Source organism: Polynucleobacter sp. Tro8-14-1 (assembly GCF_018881655.1).
In the GTDB taxonomy this organism is placed as follows: Bacteria; Pseudomonadota; Gammaproteobacteria; order Burkholderiales; family Burkholderiaceae; genus Polynucleobacter.
On sequence record NZ_JACVPX010000005.1, the window covers coordinates 73,783 to 89,614 of the forward strand.

Here is a 15,832-nt window from a genome sequence, read left to right on the forward strand (position 1 = left end):
TTATTCTTATGGAGTTCCTATGAAAATCTGTGTGATCGGCGGGGGTGGCGCTATTGGCGGCTACTTAGCTGTCATGTTGGCGCGAGCGGGCAATGAGGTAACGGTTGTTGCGCGCGGTGCTACTTTGGCCGCAATTAAAGAGCGTGGTCTGGCTTTAATTATGGATGACCAACCAGAGCCTTTGGTTGCCCAAGTTAAAGCGGTGGAAAAAATTGGTGATGCCGAAACTCCTGATGTTGTGATTCTTGCGGTGAAGGCTCATCAAGTGGAGCCGATCATTGATGATTTGGCGGCCATCATGGGTCCCAAAACTATTTTGATCCCAATGCAGAACGGAATTCCTTGGTGGTATTTCCAGAAGTTAAGCGGCGAGTATCAAGATCATGCAGTAGAAACGGTAGATGCTGGTGGTGTTGCTAAGAATGCCATAAACCCAGACAACATTATTGGTTGCGTCGTTTATCCAGCAACCTTTACGCAGGCTCCCGGTGTCATTCGTCACGTTGAAGGTAATCGCTTCCCACTGGGTGAGTTGGACGGCAAGACTACTGAGCGCATTCAGAAGATATCGGAGATGATGGGCTCAGCTGGATTTAAGTCTCTAATTTTGGATGACATTCGTTCGGAGATCTGGCTCAAGCTTTGGGGCAATATGACTTTCAATCCAATTAGCTCTCTGACGCATGGAACCTTGGAAGGCATCTGCCAATACCCATTGACCAAAGAGTTGGCTCGCAACATGATGGCCGAAGCGCAGACGATTGCCGAGAAGTTGGGCGTGACTTTCCGTGTAGATATCGAGCGTCGTATCGCTGGCGCTGAAAAAGTGGGTAAGCACAAAACCTCGATGTTGCAAGACTTGGAAGCGGGCCGTAGCTTGGAGATTGATGCTTTGTTAGGGTCGGTGATTGAGTTAGGCAAGATCACCCAAACCCCAACACCTTGCTTAAATACTGTATTTGCTTTGACTAAGTACTTGGATGAAAACGTTCAGGCTTCTAAGGGAAGTTTGGCATTGCCATCGGTATCGGGCTACTAAAAAAGTAAAGTTTCTCCATATAAAAAACCCTTGCTACTGAACATAGCAAGGGTTTTTGTTTTAGCGCTAGAAGTTATTCGAAGTATTACTCGAAGCGATTATCTAGTTGGCCAACGCCATCAATAATGATGCTGACATTGCTGCCAGGCTTCATGGAACCAACGCCAACGGAAGTGCCACAGGCAATGATGTCTCCAGCTTCAAGCGGTACATCATGGGAAATCAGACTCACTAATTTTTCGGGCGCGAAAATCATATCCGCAATCGGATAGTTTTGACGCTCTTGATCATTGAGAATGGTTTTGATCGTTAGCTTACTCGGATCTACATCGGTAGTGATGTAAGGGCCGAATACGCCAAAGGTATTAAAGCTCTTAGAGCGAGTCCACTGTGCATAACCAGGGTCGCGGTTCAGGATTTCAATGGCGGTGACATCGTTGATGCAGGTGTAGCCAAAGATGGCTTTAGCTGCTTCCGCCTCATCTACTTCATGACAGCGTTTGCCGATCACAATACCAAGCTCCCCTTCATAAACGACTTTTCCGGAATAGGACTTGGGAGTTCGAATCACTTGGTTGGCTGCCAAGAAGGAGTTGTTACCTTTGAGAAAGTACAAAGGCTCTGTAGGTACGGCATGCTCAAGCTTCGTTACTAGTGCATGGAAGTTATCGACCATGGCAACCATCTTAGAAGGGGTGCATGGGATGTCAATCGTTACATCAGCAAGATTGAGCGATTCACCAGTGGGCTTAGGAGCTTTAAATAAATCACCTTCATACACTGCAATTTGGTCGCCCTCTACTTGCCCTAAACCACCTTTTCCTTGATGCTGAAATCTAAGCCACTGAGCCATAATGAGTTCCTATGATGTTAAATATTTGATATGCAATATCTTACAGGGATGAATTGATGTCTAAGGCTTCTGAGCTCATATTTGCACCAGAACAGGATCAGCCGATTCGCTATATAGATCGAACCCGCAGTTACTACTTGGGTTTGGGTTATGAGCATCCTTATGTATGGGCTCACTACGTTGATGTGCCATTTACTCCGCTGAAAAAGCCACTTGCACAATCTGTCTTGGGTCTCATTACTACCGCCGTTCCTCATGACCCCAGTAAAGGACCTCAAGGCCAGGGCGCTCCTTACAATGCTGCAGCCAAGTTTTATCAGCCCTATCAACAGTCGAGCGAAGGAAGTATCGATTTACGAATTGCCCATGTGGGGGTTGATCGCAAGAATGCCAATATGGAAGACGGTAATTGCTGGTTCCCACTGGACGCTGCTAAACGAGCGCTTACAGCTGGAAGGATAGGTGCGGTTTCAGAAAACTTCTATGGTTTGCCGACCAATCGGAGTCAGCGCCACACACTAGAGGTTGATGCTCCTCGCATTTTAGAAATGCTGAAAGCTGATGGTGTGGATGTGGCGGTATTAATTCCGAATTGTCCAATATGTCATCAGAGCCAAAGTTTATTAGCGCGTTATTTAGAGACTGCAGGAATTTCAACAGTCGTGATGGGCGCCGCTAAAGATATCGTTGAGTATTGCGGAGTGCCGCGGTTCTTATTTAGTGATTTTCCCTTGGGTAATGCCGCCGCAAAACCAAATGACGTTTCTTCACAAGATTTAAATTTTGAGTTGGCCTTGCGGCTTTTAGAGTCAGCTCCTGCAGCCCGCACAACGGTTCAATCACCATTGGTATGGTCGGAAGATCCATCGTGGAAATTGGATTATTCCAATCTAGAGCAGTTATCACCGCAAGAAATTGCACGTTTGCGTGAAGAGGCGGAACAGGTGCGAATGACTGCGCGTGAACTCAGATTGAATACTTTGGGAACTTAAGTTTGTCTCGTAAGAGAGTAGGCACACAGAGCTTCTAATGCAGCACTGGCTTCGTTTGACGGGAAGTCTTTTAGGCAGGCCAAAGCGAGATCTGCTTCACGTTTTGCTGCAGCTTGGGTGTAATCTAGAGCGCCAGAATTTTGGACGGCGGCAAGGATTTGCGCAAACACATCATCTGGTAAATCTTGGTTTTGCTCAATTGCTGCGCGTACCAAAAGACGTTCTTCGTTACTACCATTCTCTAGTAAGTAAATCAGTGGCAGCGTAGGCTTACCTTCGCGTAAATCATCCCCAGCATTTTTTCCCATCTGTGCAGCATTAGCGGTGTAGTCCAGTAAGTCATCCATTAACTGAAAAGCCGTACCGATGTGACGTCCAAATGCAGCGGCTTGTTCCCGTTGTGTATCGGTGGCATTAGCTAAGATGGCGCCTAGCTCAGTAGAGGCCTCAAAAAGCTTGGCTGTTTTGTAGCGAATGACCTGCAAATAACTTGCTTCATCCACTTCTGGGTCATTCATATTGAGAAGTTGCAAAACTTCGCCTTCGGCAATCGTGTTGGTTGCGTCTGACAAAATTTGCATGACTCGAAGGTCATTTGGGCCAACCATCATTTGGAAGGCTCGGGAATATAAGAAGTCGCCCACTAGAACGCTGGCCGCATTGCCAAAAGCGGCATTGGCAGTCTCACGACCTCTTCTGAGAGTGGACTCATCCACCACATCGTCATGAAGCAGGGTGGCTGTATGGATGAATTCGACTACAGCCGACATTTCTAGGGTGTGGGGTGTTTCTTTACCATTGGCTAAGGCTTTGGCTACCAACATCAGTAGGGCAGGCCTGACCCGCTTGCCGCCAGCCTGGATGATATAGCTCGAGATTTGGTCAATTAAGGCGACTTTTGAGGCTAAACGCTGACGGATAACCTCGTCTAAGGCCTTGAAATCTAAGGCAATTGGGGCCAGAATTTGGCTTAAGTCATTGGTTTTGACAGTGCTCGTCATGCAAGATATAATAATCGGCTTAGCTGGTCCAGGGTGGATTAGCTTGAATGTAGATATTAATTGAGGTTTCAAACCATGTACGCGGTCATAAAAACCGGTGGCAAACAATATAAAGTTGCTGCAGGCGAAAAATTGAAAATAGAACAGATACCAGCGGAAATCGGCAGCGAAATCACTCTTGACCAAGTCCTCGCCGTTGGCGAAGGCGCTTCACTGAAATTAGGTGATCCATTGGTTAATGGTGCAGCTGTGATGGCCACTGTCGTCTCCCAGGGACGTCACGATAAAGTGACAATCTTTAAGATGCGCCGTCGCAAGCATTATCAAAAGCACCAAGGCCATCGTCAGAATTTCACTGAAATTTTGATCAACACGATTAAAGCCTAATTCAGGGTAGGAGAAAGATATGGCACAGAAAAAAGGCGGCGGCTCAACACGAAATGGCCGCGACTCAGAATCGAAACGCTTAGGCGTTAAGGTATTTGGCGGCGAGCATATTAATGCTGGCAGCATCATCATTCGTCAACGTGGCACACGTGTTCATCCAGGTGCTAACGTTGGTATTGGTAAGGATCACACTTTGTTTGCCTTGATTGACGGACAAGTGGAATTCGGCGTTAAGGGTGCTTTGAAGAAGGCCCAAGTTTCAGTCTTGCCTCGTTCATAAGGTAGCCTGACTGAGACACGTTTGATTCAGATTTATTCCGAATTTAACTCTTAGGAACAGGCCTCGCTAAGCGAGGCCTTTTTTATTCATGAAATTTATAGACGAAGCACGTATTGAAGTGATAGCTGGGCAAGGTGGTGCCGGGAGTGCCTCTATGCGCCGCGAAAAGTTCATTGAATTTGGCGGACCTGATGGTGGTGACGGCGGCAAAGGCGGCAGCGTCTGGGCAATAGCCGATCGCAATATCAACACTCTGATTGATTACCGCTACGCAAAAACACACACTGCAAAAAATGGTGAGCCTGGTCGTGGCGCCGATTGCTATGGTCGAGCCGGTGACGATATCGAGTTGCGGATGCCAGTTGGCACAATCATTGCCGACTATGAAACTGGTGAACCCATTGCTGACTTAACTACTCATGGTGAGCGCCTGTGTTTGGCGCAGGGCGGTGTTGGTGGTTGGGGCAATATTCACTTTAAGAGCAGTACGAATAGAGCGCCACGTCAAAAGACGAATGGCAAAGAAGGTGAACGTCGTAAGCTGAAGCTCGAATTAAAAGTATTGGCCGACGTTGGTTTATTGGGTATGCCGAATGCGGGTAAATCTACTTTGATTACTGCAGTTTCGAATGCGCGTCCAAAGATTGCGGATTATCCATTTACCACTTTGCATCCAAATTTGGGTGTAGTGCGTGTGGGAGCTGAGCGCAGTTTTGTAATTGCTGATATTCCTGGTTTGATTGAAGGTGCGGCTGAAGGCGCTGGTCTGGGTCATCGCTTCTTGCGCCATTTGCAACGCACAGGGGTTTTGCTGCATTTGGTTGATATTGCTCCATTTGATGCGAATATTGATCCAGTAGCAGATGCTGTAGCGATTGTGAATGAATTGCGTAAGTACGACGAAGCTTTGGTTGAGAAGCCACGTTGGCTAGTCTTAAATAAAGTGGACATGATTCCAGAAGAAGATCGCAAGACGGTAGTTGCTGACTTTATAAAGCGCTTTAAATGGAAAGGCCCTGTCTTCGAGATCTCAGCCTTAACAGGCTTGGGTTGCGATAAGCTTTGCTATTCCTTGCAGGATTATTTGGATTCTGTACGTCGTGACCGAGATGATGCGGATGAGCGCGCTCAAGATCCGCGTTATCAAGGCCAGCTAGAAGATAAAAAACCAGATTAAATATTTCATTCGCCTTTTGCCATGAACGCTAAAAAAACTCAACGGATTGTTGTCAAAGTAGGATCTAGCCTAGTCACCAATAATGGTGAAGGCTTGGATCATGCTGCGATTGCAATGTGGGCTGAGCAAATGGCTGGGCTATTAAAGGCTGGTCATGAGGTATTGATGGTGAGCTCAGGTGCTATTGCTGAAGGCATGCAGCGTCTGGGTTGGACTAAGCGTCCACAAGAAATTCATCAACTGCAAGCCGCTGCTGCAGTTGGTCAAATGGGCTTGGTTCAGGTTTATGAAAGCTGTTTTGCGCGTTTCAATCTCCGCAGTGCTCAGGTCTTGCTAACCAACGCAGACTTGGCCGACTCTGAACGTAATGCAAATGCTAGAGCCACCCTCGATACTTTGTTGAAGTTGGGCGTAGTTCCCATCATTAACGAGAATGACACAGTAGTAACCGATGAAATTAAGTTTGGTGACAACGACAGCCTTGCCGCTTTAGTAACCAATTTAATTCATGCAGATCTTTTGGTGATTTTGACTGATCAAGGCGGTCTGTTTACTGCAGATCCACGTCAAAATCCAAATGCCACCTTGCTTGCGGATGCTATTGCGGGAGATCCTGCTTTAGAAAAAATGGCGGGCGGTGCCGCTAGTGAGCTCAGTAAGGGCGGTATGTTGACTAAGGTGTTGGCTGCAAAGATTGCCGTACAAACCGGCGCAGCTACCGTGATTGCCTCTGGGCGCGAACCTCATGTGCTTACTCGCTTAATGGCGGGCGAGAAAATAGGCACCTACTTGAGTACTAAGTAAGCGCCACGTACGTAGATCTCAACTTTTTATTGAATACCGTTTGAATTGGTTGGCTTTTGCCCGCCAATAAAGCCATTCGGATTAAGAGAATGCAAAATGGTTTTGATGTTCTTTTCTTGATTGCTAAAGTTGCAAAAAGCCCCTTGCGCTAACGAAGCCTGATAGCGATTGGGTATATCGCTTTGAATATTTTTCCAGCTACCCAAAGGATTTTCTTTCCAAACACCGTTCTCTAGAGTGCCATAGAGACGCCACTGAAAAGAATCGCAGCGAATACCCTCATATTGCGTTTGTTGGCTTCCGCTGGGGCTGCTAATAACAACAATATATCGTGTGACACCATCTGCGCCAATTAGTATCGAGTCAGTATCCACTGCAAATTTAAAGATAGTGCGCTGAGAAGCGTAAAAGGGCACTAAGGCAGATTGGTTTGGCGGATTCAGGGGCATGGCGGTAGTGCCCTCTTTGAACACCATAGGTGCAAAAGGATCTTCCCCACTAATTAGAGCATCCCCTCCGCATGAAGATAATGCAAGGCCGAGGATTGCGGTACAGCAGGAGAGGTAAAAGCGCTTCAAAGAAATAGTCATGTGGATTGATCGTTTGGGTTGTCGTCTTTCGGATGTTCGTGAGAGCTATCGTAAAAAGACTGAATTAAATCAAGAGGAGATCCCCAGGCAAGCTGGTGCATGCGCATGCCTCGAGAGAGGTAACGCGCTAATTCTGAAAGCGCGAGTTGATAAACTTCACGCTTAAAGCCAATGACGGCATCTAATTGAATCCAGAAGGGGACCCAGCGCCAAGCATCGAATTCGGGGTGTTCTGAAGCGCGAAGTTGGATATCGCTATCTAAACCTACTAGACGCAAGAGAAACCAAATTTGTTTTTGACCACGGTATGCTGCCCTATGGACCCGAGTGGCGTGTTGACGGCGCAAGTATTCCTCAGGGACGTCGTAGCGAAGCCAATCCCTGGTGCGTCCAATAATTTGGACATGCTCCGGCAGTAAGCCAACCTCCTCTTGCAATTCGCGGTACATAGCCTGTTCAGGGCTTTCACCATGCTGAATCCCGCCCTGCGGGAACTGCCACGAATGCTGCCCAACGCGTTTTCCCCAGAAAACCTCGTTACGGCTGTTGAGGAGGACAATGCCGACATTCGGGCGATACCCTTCACGGTCAAGCATGATCGTGCCTCAAATCCTTTAAAATCAACGATTTGATTATATCCATACATGAAAGCATCACAATCATTTCTCGCCACGCTAAAAGAAGCCCCCTCCGACGCTGAGGTGGTTTCGCACAAACTTATGGTGCGTGCAGGTTTAATTCGTAAGCTCAGCGCAGGCATTTACAACTATTTGCCGCTAGGTTTGAAGGTTATCCGTAAAGTAGAAAACATCATTCGCGAGGAAATGAATCGTGCTGGCGCAATTGAATTACTCATGCCAATGATTCAGCCTGCTGAATTGTGGCAAGAAACTGGTCGTTGGGAAAAGATGGGTCCGGAGTTGCTGCGCATCAAGGATCGCCATGATCGTGATTTTTTGATTCAGCCAACCTCTGAAGAGGTGATTACCGATTTGGCTCGCAATGAGATTAAGAGTTACAAGCAATTGCCAGTGAACTTTTATCAGATACAGACTAAGTTCCGTGATGAGCGTCGTCCGCGCTTTGGCATCATGCGTGGTCGCGAATTCAGCATGAAAGATGCTTACTCATTTGATCGTGATGTTGAGGGTCTCAAGAAATCCTATCAAATCATGTTTGATGCTTATACCCGTATCTTTAAGCGTATGGGTCTGCAGTTCCGTGCAGTAACCGCAGACAATGGCGCCATTGGGGGCTCTGGTAGTCAAGAGTTTCACGTGATTGCTGATACTGGTGAAGATGCGATTGTGTATTGCCCTAGCTCTGACTACGCAGCTAATTTAGAGGCGGCTGAGTCTTTAGCTTTAATTGCTACACGTGCCGCTGCAACTGCTGCGATGGCCAAAGTGCCAACGCCTGACAAGACAAATTGCGCAGATGTAGCGAAGCTCTTAAATATTCCTCTTGAGAGCACAGTAAAGTCATTATTGTTTGCTGCTGATCAAGAAAAAGGTCCGGCCAAACTATTTATGTTGCTGGTGCGTGGCGACCACGAGCTTAATGAAGTGAAGGCGAGCAAGATTCCTGGCATGACAGAATCACGCTTTGCTACTGAAGCAGAAATTAAACAAGCTTGCAATGCACCAGCAGGTTATTTAGGTCCTGTTGGGGTGAGTGCTGAAGTGACTGTTGTTGCTGATCGCACCGTTGCCAATATGGCTGACTTTGTCTGTGGCGCTAACGATGCTGGTCATCACTTGACTGGCGTGAACTGGGGTCGTGATTTGCCTGAGCCTTTGGTGCTGGATATTCGTAACGCAGTGATGGGCGATCCATCACCGGATGGCAAAGGGGTTGTGGATATTTGCCGCGGTATTGAAGTCGGGCATGTATTTCAATTGGGCACTCGTTATTCGGAAGCAATGGGTTGCACTTACTTAGATCAACAGGGCAAAGCTCAGCCAATGGTGATGGGTTGTTACGGGATTGGCGTTACTCGTTTGCTTGGTGCTGCCATTGAGCAGGGTCATGACGAGAAAGGCATTATCTGGCCAATCTCAATGGCGCCGTTCGAGGTGGTCATTTGCCCAATGGGTTACGAGAAATCAGAAGCAGTTAAAGCCGCATGCGATCAGTTGCATGACGAGCTATTAGCGGCTGGAATTGATGTGATTCTGGATGACCGGAATGAGCGCCCAGGCGCGATGTTTGCTGATTGGGAACTGATCGGAGCACCATTCCGCGTGGTGATCGGCGATCGTGGCTTGACAGACTCTCAAGTAGAATTTAAGGGCAGGACTGATGCAGAGTCCCAGAACATCCCACTAAATGACATCAAAGCAAAAGTGATTGCTGCAGTTCAAGCAGCAAAGAGCTTAGTTAATTAATTATTTCTTGAAGAGCCCGCCAATACCCTTGGCGGCTCCTTTTGCAGCCATGGTGGCCATGGTGCGCGCCATTTTTCCACCCTTGAATTGCTTCATCATGGTTTGCATTTGCTCGAACTGAGCTAGCAGGCGATTGACCTCTTGCACTTCTACGCCGGAGCCGGCAGCAATGCGACGCTTACGACTGGCTTTAAGTAATTCAGGCTTTCTGCGCTCGCGAGGAGTCATGCTATCAATAATGCCGCGCATACGCGTAGTTTGTTTATCTGCATTGCTGAGATTTGCTTTGGAGGCAGCTTGCGCCATTTGGCTGGGTAATTTGTCCATCAAGCTCGCCATGCCACCCATCTTTTGCATTTGCATCAGTTGATCTCGAAAATCTTCTAGATCAAAACCACCTTTAGAAATCTTGCTAGCTAATTTTTCTGCTTTGGCAACGTCAACGTGTTGCTGGGCTTGCTCAACTAGAGCCAGAATATCGCCCATGCCCAGAATGCGATTGGCCATGCGTTCAGCATCAAATGCCTCTAGACCATCCATCTTCTCGGCGACACCGATAAATTTGAGTGGAACACCGGTTACTTGGCGTACTGAAAGCGCCGCACCACCGCGAGAGTCACCATCTAGCTTAGTTAGGATCACGCCGGTGAGTGGGAGCGCTTCATGGAAGGCTTTAGCGGTATTGACGGCATCTTGACCAAGCATGGCGTCAACTACGAACAAGGTTTCGATTGGATTGAGGCTGGCATGCAAAGTTTTGATTTCTTGCATGAGCGCTTCATCAATACCAAGACGTCCTGCAGTATCCACAATCACTACATCAAAGTAATGGCGGCGTGCCCAATCTAGGGCAGCTACAGCAATGTCATTTGGTTTTTGACTAATGTCGCTCGGAAAAAACTCGGCGCCAACCTGCTTGGTAACAGTTTCTAGTTGCTCAATCGCAGCTGGACGATAGACGTCACAAGAAACAGTCAGAACCTTCTTTTTCTTTTTTTCTTGCAACCACTTGGCGAGTTTGCCAACCGATGTCGTTTTACCCGCACCTTGTAAGCCGGCCATCAAGATGACTGCGGGAGGTTGGGTAGCGAGATTGAGTTCGCCACTTTGATTGGTGTCGCCCATCATGACTTGGGCGAGCTCACGTTGAACTACGCCAACCAAAGCTTGTCCAGGGCTGAGGCTTCCAACCACTTCCTCGCCAAGGGCTTTAAATTTGATTTGCTCAAGTAGTGACTTCACTACTGGCAGCGCTACGTCGGCCTCTAGCAGGGCTAAACGGATTTCCCGCAGCATTTCTGCAGTATTGTTTTCAGTGAGGCGGGCTTGGCCCCGCATTGTTTTAACAACGCGTGATAGGCGGTCGGTGAGGTTTTCTAGCATTTATCGATTAGACTTTCCAGATGGATATTTTAGGTTACTCAAGTTACGGATGGCTCCCTTCTGCACTTTATTTAGTGCTTTTGCTGGTTTTGAGCTTCAAAGCCAAGAGCGGCGTGGAGTCTGGACTCTCTAGCGCTCTGGTACAGGCTGCTATTTTTGTGATTTTGGTGATTCATGGGGTGCAATTGCATGACTCAGTTTTCACTCCCCAAGGCTTTGTATTTGGTTTTGCGCAAGATTTATCCTTGATTGCTTGGGTTGGCCTAGCCTTTTATTGGTTTCAATCTTGGTTTTTACCTATCTCAAGCTTACGTTGGATGTCCTTAATGTTTGCGCTCATTTGTGCATTTCTGCCGACTGTTTTTCCAGGAACCTTACTTTCACCTAAAGCGGTTTCAGATCCTTGGTTTAAGGGGCACTTCGTGGTGGCTACTGTTTCAGTGGGCTTACTGAGTCTGGCGGCGATGCATGCCATGCTCATGAGCGTTCAGGATCGCGCGTTGCATCGTCAGTTGGCAATCATTCCGAATGGCCGCCTTGCTCATTGGTTGGAGGATCTACCTCCGCTCATGACGATGGAGAGTCTTTTGTTCAATTTGCTTTATGTTGGTTTTGCACTTTTGAGTTTGACGGTCTTCTCAGGCCTACTCTTTTCGCAAACGCTGTTTGGCAAACCTTTAATGTTTGATCACAAAACCATTTTTGCTTTGGTCTCCTGGTTTTTGTTTGCCGGTCTTTTGATAGCGCGTTGGCGAGTGGGGCTGCGTGGCAGAGCTGCTATTCGATGGGTATTAAGTGCTTATACCGCTTTGTTGCTTGCATATGTCGGCAGTCGTTTTGTAGTTGAAGTCATTCTGCAGAGAGCTTAACCATTGTTTAAGTGGCTTTTATTATTTGCAGGGGCTGGCCTTTTTTATCTTTGGATTAAGGGTAAGAAGCAAGCACAGTTCAACGCAGAAAACTCCCCTAAACCCAATAGAAATAAGCCTGAGAAGGTGACTGTACCGGAGGTGATGGTGCAGTGTCAGTGCTGTAAGGTGCACTTACCTAAGTCAGAAGCATTCACTTGTGAAGACCGTTTTTATTGCTCAAAAGCACATCTTCATGCCCTAGATTCGGATGGTTGGGTTGGCGATGCGCAATGGAGAATTTCACCTAACCAAGACCTTAGACCAGAAAATGTTATTCTTGATCTAGTTGTGATTCATCACATTAGTCTTCCGCCAGGTGAATTCAGAAATCAATCGTCTAGTCAGCATATTGTTGATTTTTTCCAAAATAAGCTGGACCCTAACAAGCATCCTTATTTTGCTGAGATTGCCGATCAAAAGGTATCCAGCCATTTTTTGATTGCCCGCTCTGGAGATTTAATTCAGTTTGTCTCTACGCAGTACAAGGCTTGGCACGCTGGTGTTTCATCATTTTTTGGCAGGGAAAGGTGCAATGACTTTTCGATTGGTATTGAGATGGAGGGGGATGGCGATTCGCCATTTGAAGTTGCTCAGTATCAAGTCTTGGTAAATCTCATTGCGAAATTGGCAGTCACATATCCTCATTTGCAATTTGCGGGACACAGCGACATTGCGCCTGATCGCAAAACCGATCCTGGAATTTATTTTGACTGGAAAAAGTTCCAAAAAGAGACAAGCATTCCTCTTGAACGACTGCCTTTTGGTCTAAGCCCTCGATAGTCTTCCTTTTGTATGTGAGCGTACGCTTACTTTTTTAGCCTTTGTCTAAAACGGGCCAAAAAATTCGCACCAAAATGACCCCAAAATAAGTGGAAAACTTAGTAAAAGTACTAATAAATATTTGTCATAAATGGCTTACCAATTATCAAATATTTCCCTATACTTAGTGCCTAATGCACTTCAAGACACTAGATGTAGTGTTTGAATCCAGCAATACCCCATTGTTTTTTAACGATATTTTGTCCAAATAACTATATATATACGCAGGAGCAACATGACATACGCTAATCCACAGACAGCAGGCCAACCAGCTGGAGCGAATAACCCAGGAATGAGTCCTGCAGGGGCGGTAAACCAAGCTCCTTCTGCCAGCTTTGTGGCTGGTGGTGTTGGTGGCACGCAGGCAACCCAATTGTCTGATTACAAAATTATTCGCCGTAATGGCTCAGTTGTAGCATTTGAGCCATCCAAAATTGCGATTGCAGTAACGAAGGCATTTTTAGCGGTCAATGGTGGACAAGGTGCTGCATCAGCACGTGTTCGCGAACAAGTAGAGCAGTTGACCCACTCTGTTGTGCGCGCGTTGTTGCGTAGTCGCCCAAATGGCGGAACTTTCCATATCGAAGATATTCAAGACCAAGTTGAATTGGCTTTGATGCGTAGTGGTGAGCACAACGTTGCTCGTGCTTACGTTCTCTATCGTGAAAAGCGCAATCAAGAGCGTGCTGCTCAGCAAGAAGTTTCCCAGGAAGCGCAAACTGCGAATCAAGCTGGCGAGTCTGGCATCAAGGTAACTGACAACGGTGTTGAGAAGTGGCTTGATATGGCCGCTTTGCGTACTGTGATTGAGGCGGCCTGCGAAGGTTTGGGTACTCATATTGACGCTACTCCAATCATTACTGAGACTATCAAGAACTTGTACGACGGCGTACCAATGGCGCAGGTGTATGACTCCGCTATTTTGGCTTCCCGTACTTTGATTGAAAAAGATCCGGCATACAGCCAAGTAACAGCACGCATCTTGATGCACGTGATTCGTAAAGAAATCTTTGGCAAGGAAGTATTGCAAGGCGATACACAAGCTGAATACAGCACTTACTTTGCGAAGTACATCAATGAAGGTATCTCTGCTGAGTTGCTGGACCCACGCATGCGTGAGTTTGACTTGCCACGCTTGGCTGCAGCCTTGAATGCCAGCCGTGACTTGCAATTTAACTATCTCGGCTTGCAAACTTTGTATGACCGCTATTTCTTGCATATTGAAGAGCGTCGTATTGAAATGCCACAGGCTTTCTTTATGCGCGTCGCAATGGGTTTGTCTTTGAATGAGATGGATCGCGAACGTCGTGCAATCGAGTTCTATGAAATCCTCTCTACATTTGATTTCATGTCCAGCACACCAACGTTGTTCAACTCAGCAACTACTCGTCCACAGCTTTCTAGCTGCTACTTGACGACTGTAGATGATGATTTGGATGGAATTTACGAAGCATTGAAAGAAAATGCTTTGTTGTCTAAGTTTGCTGGTGGTTTGGGCAATGACTGGACTAACGTTCGTGCGTTGGGAAGCCATATCAAGGGAACTAACGGTAAATCACAGGGTGTTGTGCCATTCTTGAAGGTAGTGAACGACACTGCTGTTGCTGTGAACCAAGGTGGTAAGCGTAAGGGCGCAGTTTGTGCCTACCTGGAAACATGGCACTTAGATATCGAAGAGTTCTTGGAGTTGCGTAAGAACACTGGTGACGACCGTCGTCGCACCCACGATATGAATACCTCAAACTGGATTCCTGATTTGTTCATGAAGCGTGTAATGGAAGGTGGCGATTGGACTTTGTTCTCGCCATCCAACACTCCAGATTTGCATGACAAATTCGGTAGAGCATTTGAAGAGGCTTATGTTGCCTATGAGCAAAAAGCGGATCGTGGTGAATTGAAGCCATTCCGCCGTATTCCAGCGCAACAGTTATGGCGCAAGATGCTCGGTATGTTGTTTGAAACTGGTCACCCATGGATTACTTTCAAAGATCCTTGCAATATTCGTAGCCCACAGCAGCATGTCGGTGTAGTTCACTCATCTAACCTCTGTACTGAGATCACCCTCAATACAAACGAGACTGAGATTGCGGTTTGTAACTTGGGCTCTGTGAACTTAACTGCTCACATGACTACAGATGCCAATGGCAAGATGATTTTGGATCACGAGAAGCTCCAAAGAACTGTTCGTACTGCAATGCGTATGTTGGATAACGTGATTGATATCAACTACTATGCAGTAGCTAAAGCGCGTAACTCCAACTTGAAGCACCGTCCAGTGGGTATGGGCATCATGGGCTTCCAGGATTGCTTGCATATGCAGCGTATTCCTTATGCTAGCGATGAGGCTGTGAAGTTTGCTGACTCTTCAATGGAAGCAGTTTGCTACTACGCATACCAAGCATCCAATGAATTGGCTGAAGAGCGCGGCGTTTACAGCACCTACAAAGGTTCCTTATGGGATCGCGGCATTCTCCCGCAGGATTCAGTAGCCATGTTGGCGGCCGAGCGCGGTGGTTATGTAGAGGTGGATAACTCCTCTACTATGGATTGGAGTGGTTTACGTGCACGTATCAAGCAACACGGTATGCGCAACTCCAATTGCGTGGCAATTGCGCCAACAGCTACGATTTCAAATATTATTGGTGTTTCAGCTTGCATCGAGCCTACATTCCAGAACTTGTTTGTGAAATCCAACCTTTCAGGCGAATTCACAGTGGTAAACGAGTACTTGGTGCGCGATTTGAAAGATCGTGGTCTTTGGGATGAAGTGATGATTGCTGACTTGAAGTACTTTGACGGCACCTTATCCAAAATCGACCGCATTCCACAAGATTTGCGTGATTTGTATGCAACTGCTTTCGAAGTGGAGCCAAGTTGGTTGGTTGAAGCTGCTTCACGTCGTCAGAAATGGATCGACCAAGCTCAATCACTCAACATCTACATGGGTGGCGCTTCCGGTAAGAAATTGGATGACACCTATAAGTTGGCTTGGTTGCGTGGCTTGAAAACCACTTATTACCTCCGCACAATGGCTGCAACTCACGTTGAAAAATCAACCGTTGCTAGTGGTCAGTTGAACTCTGTTTCTAGCGGTGGTGGCGTAAATGGTACGGATGCAGCAGCTGCACAAGAAGCTGATGGCCCAGTTTGCACAATGCGCCCAGGCGATGCTGGTTTCGAAGAATGTGAAGCATGTCAATAAGCGATTT

14 protein-coding genes and 1 pseudogene are annotated in these 15,832 nt (G+C 47.0%); 10 read left to right on the top strand and 5 right to left on the bottom strand.

Features of this window, described 5'->3' with window-relative positions:
* The first annotated feature begins 19 nt into the window (after window positions 1-19).
* Window positions 20-1,039, top strand: a complete 1,020-nt coding sequence (locus tag ICN34_RS06680) for a 2-dehydropantoate 2-reductase (protein ID WP_216121564.1) — start codon at window positions 20-22, stop codon at window positions 1,037-1,039.
* Between the two features lie 85 nt (window positions 1,040-1,124).
* On the opposite strand, the gene ICN34_RS06685 is transcribed toward ICN34_RS06680, so the two are convergent.
* Window positions 1,125-1,892, bottom strand: a complete 768-nt coding sequence (locus ICN34_RS06685) for a fumarylacetoacetate hydrolase family protein (RefSeq protein WP_072583372.1) — start codon at window positions 1,890-1,892, stop codon at window positions 1,125-1,127.
* 56 nt (window positions 1,893-1,948) lie between these two features.
* Between ICN34_RS06685 and ICN34_RS06690 the strand changes: the two genes are divergently transcribed.
* Entirely contained in the window at window positions 1,949-2,884 is a 936-nt protein-coding gene (locus tag ICN34_RS06690) for a glycine/sarcosine/betaine reductase selenoprotein B family protein (protein ID WP_072583371.1), read from the top strand.
* Here the strand turns inward: ICN34_RS06690 and ICN34_RS06695 are convergent.
* A complete protein-coding gene (locus tag ICN34_RS06695; RefSeq protein ID WP_072583370.1) occupies window positions 2,881-3,885 on the bottom strand; it encodes a polyprenyl synthetase family protein in 1,005 nt (334 codons plus the stop codon). The genes ICN34_RS06690 and ICN34_RS06695 overlap by 4 nt on opposite strands.
* Before the next feature lie 75 nt (window positions 3,886-3,960).
* Between ICN34_RS06695 and rplU the strand changes: the two genes are divergently transcribed.
* From rplU to proB, 4 genes and pseudogenes are all read left to right on the top strand, one after another.
* Window positions 3,961-4,272: a 50S ribosomal protein L21 gene (rplU, locus tag ICN34_RS06700; protein WP_011902040.1), complete on the top strand. Its 312-nt coding sequence runs from the start codon at window positions 3,961-3,963 to the stop codon at window positions 4,270-4,272.
* A gap of 19 nt (window positions 4,273-4,291) precedes the next feature.
* Complete coding sequence (gene rpmA, locus ICN34_RS06705; protein ID WP_011902041.1) at window positions 4,292-4,552, top strand: 50S ribosomal protein L27; 261 nt, start codon at window positions 4,292-4,294, stop codon at window positions 4,550-4,552.
* Window positions 4,553-4,640: 88 nt separating this feature from the next.
* Window positions 4,641-5,729: a GTPase ObgE gene (obgE, locus tag ICN34_RS06710; RefSeq protein ID WP_072583369.1), complete on the top strand. Its 1,089-nt coding sequence runs from the start codon at window positions 4,641-4,643 to the stop codon at window positions 5,727-5,729.
* A 21-nt stretch (window positions 5,730-5,750) separates the two neighbouring features.
* Window positions 5,751-6,521, top strand: a pseudogene (gene proB / locus ICN34_RS06715) (glutamate 5-kinase); the annotation flags it as partial.
* 38 nt (window positions 6,522-6,559) lie between these two features.
* Here proB and ICN34_RS06720 read toward each other — a convergent pair.
* Both ICN34_RS06720 and ICN34_RS06725 read right to left on the bottom strand, forming a co-directional pair.
* On the bottom strand, window positions 6,560-7,123 hold the full coding sequence (locus tag ICN34_RS06720; protein WP_216121566.1) for a CNP1-like family protein: 564 nt from the start codon (window positions 7,121-7,123) through the stop codon (window positions 6,560-6,562).
* On the bottom strand, window positions 7,120-7,719 hold the full coding sequence (locus tag ICN34_RS06725) for an RNA pyrophosphohydrolase (protein WP_072583366.1): 600 nt from the start codon (window positions 7,717-7,719) through the stop codon (window positions 7,120-7,122). Before ICN34_RS06725 ends, ICN34_RS06720 begins: the two co-directional genes overlap by 4 nt.
* 48 nt (window positions 7,720-7,767) lie before the next feature.
* Here ICN34_RS06725 and ICN34_RS06730 point away from each other — a divergent pair, with 48 nt between their 5' ends.
* Window positions 7,768-9,510 carry a proline--tRNA ligase gene (locus ICN34_RS06730; protein ID WP_216121568.1) on the top strand — a complete coding sequence of 581 codons (1,743 nt, stop codon included), beginning with the start codon at window positions 7,768-7,770 and terminating at the stop codon, window positions 9,508-9,510.
* On the opposite strand, the gene ffh is transcribed toward ICN34_RS06730, so the two are convergent.
* Window positions 9,511-10,893, bottom strand: coding sequence for a signal recognition particle protein (gene ffh, locus ICN34_RS06735; RefSeq protein WP_216121570.1), 1,383 nt, complete (start codon window positions 10,891-10,893; stop codon window positions 9,511-9,513).
* Window positions 10,894-10,913: 20 nt separating this feature from the next.
* On the opposite strand from ffh, the gene ICN34_RS06740 reads away from it, so the two are divergent.
* From ICN34_RS06740 to ICN34_RS06750, 3 genes are all read left to right on the top strand, one after another.
* The gene (locus ICN34_RS06740; RefSeq protein ID WP_216121572.1) at window positions 10,914-11,762 is read left to right on the top strand and encodes an inner membrane protein YpjD; all 849 of its coding nucleotides are present in this window, start codon (window positions 10,914-10,916) and stop codon (window positions 11,760-11,762) included.
* Window positions 11,763-11,765: 3 nt separating this feature from the next.
* A complete protein-coding gene (gene ampD, locus ICN34_RS06745) occupies window positions 11,766-12,584 on the top strand; it encodes a 1,6-anhydro-N-acetylmuramyl-L-alanine amidase AmpD (protein ID WP_255407138.1) in 819 nt (272 codons plus the stop codon).
* 331 nt (window positions 12,585-12,915) lie between these two features.
* The gene (locus ICN34_RS06750) at window positions 12,916-15,825 is read left to right on the top strand and encodes a ribonucleoside-diphosphate reductase subunit alpha (protein WP_370623985.1); all 2,910 of its coding nucleotides are present in this window, start codon (window positions 12,916-12,918) and stop codon (window positions 15,823-15,825) included.
* Window positions 15,826-15,832: the final 7 nt, after the last annotated feature.

Bases quoted from the DNA above. Each gene is read 5' to 3' on its own strand.
- obgE (WP_072583369.1), top strand. From the start codon at position 4,641: ATGAAATTTATAGACGAAGCACGTATTGAAGTGATAGCTGGGCAAGGT.
- ICN34_RS06720 (WP_216121566.1), bottom strand. From the start codon at position 7,123: ATGACTATTTCTTTGAAGCGCTTTTACCTCTCCTGCTGTACCGCAATC.
- ICN34_RS06725 (WP_072583366.1), bottom strand. From the start codon at position 7,719: ATGCTTGACCGTGAAGGGTATCGCCCGAATGTCGGCATTGTCCTCCTC.
- ICN34_RS06680 (WP_216121564.1), top strand. From the start codon at position 20: ATGAAAATCTGTGTGATCGGCGGGGGTGGCGCTATTGGCGGCTACTTA.
- ICN34_RS06730 (WP_216121568.1), top strand. From the start codon at position 7,768: ATGAAAGCATCACAATCATTTCTCGCCACGCTAAAAGAAGCCCCCTCC.
- ICN34_RS06750 (WP_370623985.1), top strand. From the start codon at position 12,916: ATGAGTCCTGCAGGGGCGGTAAACCAAGCTCCTTCTGCCAGCTTTGTG.
- ICN34_RS06695 (WP_072583370.1), bottom strand. From the start codon at position 3,885: ATGACGAGCACTGTCAAAACCAATGACTTAAGCCAAATTCTGGCCCCA.
- ICN34_RS06690 (WP_072583371.1), top strand. From the start codon at position 1,949: ATGTCTAAGGCTTCTGAGCTCATATTTGCACCAGAACAGGATCAGCCG.
- rplU (WP_011902040.1), top strand. From the start codon at position 3,961: ATGTACGCGGTCATAAAAACCGGTGGCAAACAATATAAAGTTGCTGCA.
- ffh (WP_216121570.1), bottom strand. From the start codon at position 10,893: ATGCTAGAAAACCTCACCGACCGCCTATCACGCGTTGTTAAAACAATG.
- rpmA (WP_011902041.1), top strand. From the start codon at position 4,292: ATGGCACAGAAAAAAGGCGGCGGCTCAACACGAAATGGCCGCGACTCA.
- ICN34_RS06685 (WP_072583372.1), bottom strand. From the start codon at position 1,892: ATGGCTCAGTGGCTTAGATTTCAGCATCAAGGAAAAGGTGGTTTAGGG.
- ICN34_RS06740 (WP_216121572.1), top strand. From the start codon at position 10,914: ATGGATATTTTAGGTTACTCAAGTTACGGATGGCTCCCTTCTGCACTT.